General features: G+C 61.3%; 5 protein-coding genes. 3 read left to right on the forward strand and 2 right to left on the reverse strand.

Going from position 1 to position 6,492, the window contains the following annotated elements; all coding sequences use genetic code 11:
• Positions 1-87 precede the first annotated feature (87 nt).
• Positions 88-234, forward strand: a complete 147-nt coding sequence (locus IWX63_RS16885; protein WP_442859140.1) for a helix-turn-helix domain-containing protein — start codon at positions 88-90, stop codon at positions 232-234.
• 463 nt (positions 235-697) lie between these two features.
• Positions 698-982 carry a hypothetical protein gene (locus IWX63_RS16070; protein WP_199279162.1) on the forward strand — a complete coding sequence of 95 codons (285 nt, stop codon included), beginning with the start codon at positions 698-700 and terminating at the stop codon, positions 980-982.
• A 156-nt stretch (positions 983-1,138) separates the two neighbouring features.
• Here IWX63_RS16070 and IWX63_RS16075 read toward each other — a convergent pair whose 3' ends face one another.
• The gene (locus tag IWX63_RS16075) at positions 1,139-1,423 is read right to left on the reverse strand and encodes a helix-turn-helix domain-containing protein (RefSeq protein ID WP_199279163.1); all 285 of its coding nucleotides are present in this window, start codon (positions 1,421-1,423) and stop codon (positions 1,139-1,141) included.
• A 383-nt stretch (positions 1,424-1,806) separates the two neighbouring features.
• Positions 1,807-5,628, reverse strand: coding sequence for a hypothetical protein (locus IWX63_RS16080; protein WP_199279164.1), 3,822 nt, complete (start codon positions 5,626-5,628; stop codon positions 1,807-1,809).
• Between the two features lie 337 nt (positions 5,629-5,965).
• On the opposite strand from IWX63_RS16080, the gene IWX63_RS16085 reads away from it, so the two are divergent.
• Positions 5,966-6,304 carry a histone-like nucleoid-structuring protein Lsr2 gene (locus IWX63_RS16085; protein WP_199279165.1) on the forward strand — a complete coding sequence of 113 codons (339 nt, stop codon included), beginning with the start codon at positions 5,966-5,968 and terminating at the stop codon, positions 6,302-6,304.
• The last annotated feature ends 188 nt before the right edge of the window (positions 6,305-6,492 follow it).

Raw genomic sequence — 6,492 nt, forward strand, 5'->3', positions numbered from 1 at the left:
GTCGAAGCCGAAACCAACTTTTACGCCCATCTACCCGTCACCAAAAAACTGGAACGGGCCTAACCGAACCTCCACAAAACCCGGTACTTGACACTCTCCAAGAAGCAGGAAGCCCACCTGGTCTCGGTCCACCGAGCCGGGACACACACGACGGCGGAACTTGCCGAACTCTTTGCCGTCGCCCGTTCAACCGTTTACCGTGCCATCAAACGCGCGGGCGACGCCACCGGTTAGATCCGCAAAATTTCACCGTTCACGCCGGAAACCACACCAATCCACCCTTAGCGTGAATTTCCGTACCAATCCGCCTCAGACCCCGGCTTTGGCAGGTCATCGGTACACCCATCCCCTGGTCCACCCCGACCACCCCACCAGGACCCACACCCACCGCTGTATCCGACCCCGTATGCAATCCTGCATCTGGCCCTGTAATCGCGGCGTCGCCGACTCCCCTACCCGGGTCCAAGCACTTCGGCGGTGCGGCCGGTACCCGGTTCTGGCGGTTTCGGGCACAGACCGGGCCGGCGTCCCCGGTCCTGGACTTCGAAATGAGCACAGACCCCCACACCAGTCACTGGCGGCTGCGCCGCGTCATCACCGTCACCGGGATCTGACCCGGCAACAAACAGAAAGAAATCCGGGGCATGACCGGTCCATGGGAGCGTCAAAAAGGTACAGCAAGCACTACGCGAGGTTGATGGACGAGCGGATTGAGGAGTTCGTCATGCGGGAGGAGCTGATCATGCTCACCGCCGCCGAGCTCGACCTCGAGAACTGCCGACCTACCGATTTCCCGGAGCCACGGCGGGTGTACGCGTGGGTGCGGTACCCCTCCAAAGCCATCCGGGTCCAGGCGCACGCCCTCTCCTACACGCGCAGGGCGGTCAAGATCCGCTTTCTCGAACCGGTCATCAAGATTCACCGGGAGGGCTGGATATGGCTGAGCGCCGTGACACCAGTACCTCCGGACACCGAGAACTGAGGCCTAGCGGCTAGTCGCAATCCGCGCGACGGACCGCCAGGTCACACGCAAACTTGGCGGGGTCTTCGATGGTTCCATTTAGTTGAAGGACTGCAACCAGCACGCCGGCCAGGAGAGCGACCGCTAGGCCTACTACCGCCCACCAGCGTCCTCGCGTCATTCCACTGGCCCCGGCGCATCGTGGGCCGCAGACTGGACGCCGGTCTCACCGCGGGCGATGTCGGTGCGGGCTTTGGCGTAGGCGCCAACGATGTAGTCCTCGAGCTTGGCCCGTTCGATGCGCCATTGGCCTCTACCGCCGATCTGAATAGCCGGCAACTCCCCCGCGGCGATAAGCGCCCGGATGGTGCTGTACTTCGTGTTCAGCTCATCGGCTACCTGCTGCAGGGTCAGGAAGCGCAAAGGCTTGGGCTGCTCCTCGTCAGGGAAGTGGTCTGTCATGCACCCAGCATCCCAGCCATCAGCCGGTTCACCACTGATTGGCTCAGTCGTCTCCGTAGGACCAGTCGACGTGGGCGCGGGTCTCCTCGGGCGGGAGACCCAGGTGCAGGCGATGTCATGCCATCTGGCGCCCTCATGGCGAGACAGCCTGAACGTGCCGTCCCAGTTCTTGGTCGGCTCGCTGAGTCTGCTTCTGGCGGCCCTTCCAGTTCGGGTGCTGCGCGGCGTCCTCTCATCAGCGTCTGATCGTTTGTCGGTGGGAGGGTGTCGTCCTGCTCTAGCGCGTCAGCCCGCGATGGCGGCTATCGGCCGCATTGAAGGCCGGTCTCCCTCCCCTCAGCCGGATCGTGCTGATGAATGCCCTGCAGACTGCAGGTGGGGGTCTAGGGCTTCTTGCTGTAACTCATGGTGATGCCACCGGTGTAATAAACGACCTTCACCTTCACGGCGGTACCAGAGGTGTGCTTCTTGCCGTCTTTCCATTCCACGCCACCTTCGGTCTTCATGGTGATGATCTGCTTATAAGCGAGCTCTACCCCACCGCCGATTTTCTTGGCGACTTCCTCGGAGACCTCATCGCTCTTCGTGGTCTCGAAGTCGAACTCGCCGTACTCTGCCGTGGCGACAAGGTAAAAGTAGTCGTACAGGTCGAAGTCTTCGCGGGGGATCTGCACGACGCCCCGGCCGCGGAGTTCGGCGTTGATACCGACACCACCCAGGACTTCACCGTTGATCTCAAGGGAGTAGCGCGGGTCGTCATATTCGTTACTGACTCCTACTTCCAGCTGGCCCTGCCGGGAGTAGTCGGTGGCTGTCAGAAAACCCACCGACGCCCCGCGTTGCTTGACGTCGATGCCGAACCGGCCGATCAGGAGATTGTTGCCGTAGCCCTTGAGATCGACGTTGAGCTTGATGGTGCTCTTGGACTTGCGGACGGGCTTGGCGCCTTGGACATTCTGTTGGACCTGCTTGCTGTAGTCCTTGTGTTCCTCAGGGGTCTTGTTGCCTTTGCGTTCCTCGGACTCGGAAAGCTTGATGGCGTCCTGTGCCTGGCTGGGTGAGACCTGTTGGGCTTCTTCCCGTCGTTGCCTGATCATTTCCTTTGCGATTTCGGCGCCGGCCTGGGTTGTGCCCAGTTGCAGGTCTTTGTCCTGCTTATCGAGTCCCATCCCGTAATTAGCTTGGATCTCGCGGGCCTTGTTCGCGGCCTCGGCGATAGCGATGGTGTTATCCGACAGTTTCTTCAGCAGGTCCGCCACTTCCTGGCGGCCTGACATGTCCCGGAAGATGTTCGGTGTGCCCAGCAGTGACAACGCCGCGGCGAGTCCACCAGGATCAGGGGCCGGGGTGGGACTGACGATGTTCACGACCGATGTCGGGAACGGTGTGGGTGCCACACCAGGCTCCTGTGGTTGAGGCTGGATCGGTGTCACTGGGTTGATGTCCGGTGCCTCGATAGGGATGGGGTGCTCGTCCCACTTCCAGAAGCGTGTGTTGTCGATTTCCTCGGACACGTTGCAGTGGCCGAGCTTGCCCTCGGCGAAGACTCCACGGGTTGGCATCGAGATGAGCCGCTCGGACTTGGCCGAGGCCAAGGGCAGCCGCTCAAGCACCGTCTGCCGGTCCTGCTCGGTCATCGCCGCCAGGGCCTCCGCAGCCCATTGCCGGCGTCCTGGGTCGTTGCCGTTGAGCGCGGCGGCTAGGTCCACCACCAGAATGTCGTCCACTCCGGCGGGCTGCTTCGCCAACCCGTACGCTACGTAACTTCCGAACACCTCAAGCGGTGTTGGATCAACGTGGTCGGACATCACCTGCCCCGGAGCCCACGTCTTCTTCTCGAACTCCTTGGCGATCGTGTTGGCGTCGGTCGCGAGCATCAGAACACTGTTGTAGTAGGCCCGGTTCGCATCCAGGTGGACGATGAGGCCCTGCAACGCCACGTCGTCTTCCGCCGACACGAAGTCGTTGCGGTTCGGTTTGGTTCCTACCGTCGTCGTGGTCGCTTGGGGCGGTTGTTTCGATGGCAGCAACCCGGTACTTCCGCCAGCGTCGTCCAGGGTCCGCGTCCCGGAATCCGCAAGAATGTTGATCCGCTCGTTGTCCGGGGTGACCATCGTTACCAGGATGTTCGACTCCTGCCAGTCACCACCCGAGTTGATGTCCTTGAGTTTCACCTCAATACCCCTGACCTCCTTCCAGGGAATGGCCACCGGAAGGGTCTTCTCGAACTCAGGGGATGTTCCCTCCTCCCCTGCACCGTCGAGCTGAAATTCGAAGATCCGCCCGTCGAGGAGATGGAGCACCACGAAGACCGGTTCGGAGGTGTCATCGGAGGTCGTGGTGAACTGGGCGATGAGCTTGACGAAAAGTTTCGCGCCCGGATCAACGGTCTGGGTATTCCCTGTCCACTTTTCCACTTCACGCTTGAGCTTTTCCTCACCCAGCACCACGCGGGCGACGGCATCGAATGCCACCCCCAGCTTCTGATCCAGAAGGAAGGGTTCAAGTTGGAACCGTTTCAGGATCAAGGCCTTCGCGGTAAGGGCTCCCGGAAGATTCAGTGACATCTCGACGAGCACTGAGGGGCGTCGGCGTACCCACTCAACCGTCACCCGATAGTGCCGCAGCACCTCGTAGTAAAGGACGGTCAGGGTGTGGCTGTGGTTGTAGTTCGAGAAGGTGCGAGTCTGGATGCTTTCCTTTTCCTCCTGGCGTGCCTGGATGACAACGGTTGAGCTGATTTCCCGTTGCGATGAGCTGGCTTGGGAGAAGCTGTCGTTGAGCCGCTGCACATTCTCCGCGGCGAGATCCCTACTGCCATCACTGGTCGCGGTCGATCCGCCCAGGCTCCAGGTGTTGCCCACGGCGGCCCCAACCCCCACCACCCCAAGGTTGGCTCCCCCCGTCGCCCCGGACGAGCCCGCCGCGCCGGCCATGAAGGAACTACCGTGTTGAAGCTCTTTCAGGCCGGCTTTCACCGTCTCCGAGATGGTGCGGTCACGGTGGGTCTGATGCAGTAACTCCTCGGTCAATTTCGTTTTCTCATCCCGCTTCCCGGCGCTGTCCCACGACCAGTCGACCACAGCTAGCTTCACCGTCTCACCAGGGGCCAGCGGCAAACTATAAAGAATTTCACCCAGTGAATGACCAAGAGAGAACCACGTCACCTTGTAGTCGTCCACGTACGCGGCCTTGAACCCCTGAGGCACCCCGAAACTTGGTGGCGCGTCGACCAGTCGTACCACCTGTCGGAGAACGAATTCCTGCAATGCCAGATTCGAAGGAACCATTTCCTCGCACCCATCTGCCCCCAAAAGGGTGGTGGGGCTGGCAGCGAACGAGGCCGGCGAAAGCCGCCAATCGGTGAGACTGGGATTCTGCAGAGCCCTGGGGCCCATATTAATCAGCGACGATGGCAGCGTATGCCAGGACACCGCCAGGCGGGCGAGGATGGCATCGGAGGAAAAGCGGGCCTGGTCCAGCGCATCAAACCTGCCCTGATGACCACTGGGATAAATCCAGATCGCCAGGCTCGACACCGACCCCGTGTTCAGCCGGCGTGCGTCGATGGCCGCTGCGAGAAGCACCTGGACGTCGGCTCCCAACCGCTTAAGGTCAAACGAAACATAGCCCATGTGATCAGTGGCCAACACACCGAGAGGCTCAGCCCACAAAGCACCCTGGTCCGGGGTTTCCGGCTCGATTTCAAGATCAAGCCGAGAAGCTGCCGTCCGGACCGCGTCCACCATCAGGCGATCCAGGTCCGCCACAGGGATATCGACAAACCGATCTCGGCCGGCCGCTTCCAACACCCCCTTCAGAGCTTCCTGAAACAAGTCCTTCACCAGATTGGGTTCAATCACCAATCGTTGACGGCTTTCCTCGCTCACCGTCGACGCCAGCGCCCGCAGGGCAGCGTTTTCCACCCTGTCCCGTTCCGCGCCACCAACCGTCGCGTCCACACCGATCAAAGCCGCCCGCAACGGCTCTCGAAAACGTGCATTGATCGGCGGTGATGGAACTATTCGTGGGACCGCAACCTCCACATAAAGCGGCAGTCGCTGGACAGGGCGCCCCGTGTCCGGATCGGTCACGAAGATTCCCAAATGGGCCGGCAGGGAAGAACTGAACGATGGCATGATGCCCCCTGACGCTCCACCGGCAACAACAGACGGTGCACACGCACGCCCGACGGTGGTGGCCAACCCTACTCCTCACACACCCACCCGGGAATCCCCTCACACACCCCAACCACAATGCATATCAATGCTGACCCAAAGCAACCAGACGGCGCGGCGAACCACCCCACCCGAGTGGGCCCGGAAACCTCCACCACAGGCACCCACCGTGCACTGATAGGGACCTGACATAAGCCCCCGAACCATGTGGTAGCAACCCAACAAATCAAATCCCGCAGGCGGACCAAGTAACGCACCGGCGCTTTTCGAGTAATTCGTGGATGTGCAGAACATATCCATACCACGATAAGGTCAAGCAATGGGGTTCAGTAATTCAGATCAACAATTTTAGGAGTACCAGATAATGGCACAGCGCGTACAGGTCGAACTCGTCGATGACCTCACCCGCGAAACCGCCCAGGAAACCGTCCGCTTCGGAATCGACGGCACCGACTACGAGATCGACCTGACCACCGGCAACGCCGATAAACTCCGCGCCACCCTCACCGACTACGTGGACAAGGCCCGGAAGGCCAGCGGCCGGAAGAGCCAGCGGTCCACGACCTCCGGAGGATCCTCGAACCGGTCCAAGCGTGAAGACACCCAGCAGATCCGCCAGTGGGCACAGGATAACGGCTACAACCCCAGCTCCAGGGGACGCATCAACCAGTCCATCCTCGACGCGTACACGGCAGCTCACTGAGCCCACTCCCCCACCCGCGGCCCGCACCGGTGAACACCGGTGCGGGCCAGCCGGCGGTGCACTCCGGCGACTGTGGTGCAGTACCCGGTCCGAACTAGGGCGTGTCTCCTAACCCCGAGGTGGGATGAACGAGATCATGGTGGGATGTCTCGTACTCGTAGTCTTTCGGATGCCGCGTGGGGGCGTTT

Source organism: Arthrobacter sp. CAN_A2, from assembly GCF_015752045.1.
Lineage (GTDB): Bacteria > Actinomycetota > Actinomycetes > Actinomycetales > Micrococcaceae > Arthrobacter_D.

Bases quoted from the DNA above. Each gene is read 5' to 3' on its own strand.
- IWX63_RS16070 (WP_199279162.1), top strand. From the start codon at position 698: ATGGACGAGCGGATTGAGGAGTTCGTCATGCGGGAGGAGCTGATCATG.
- IWX63_RS16075 (WP_199279163.1), bottom strand. From the start codon at position 1,423: ATGACAGACCACTTCCCTGACGAGGAGCAGCCCAAGCCTTTGCGCTTC.
- IWX63_RS16085 (WP_199279165.1), top strand. From the start codon at position 5,966: ATGGCACAGCGCGTACAGGTCGAACTCGTCGATGACCTCACCCGCGAA.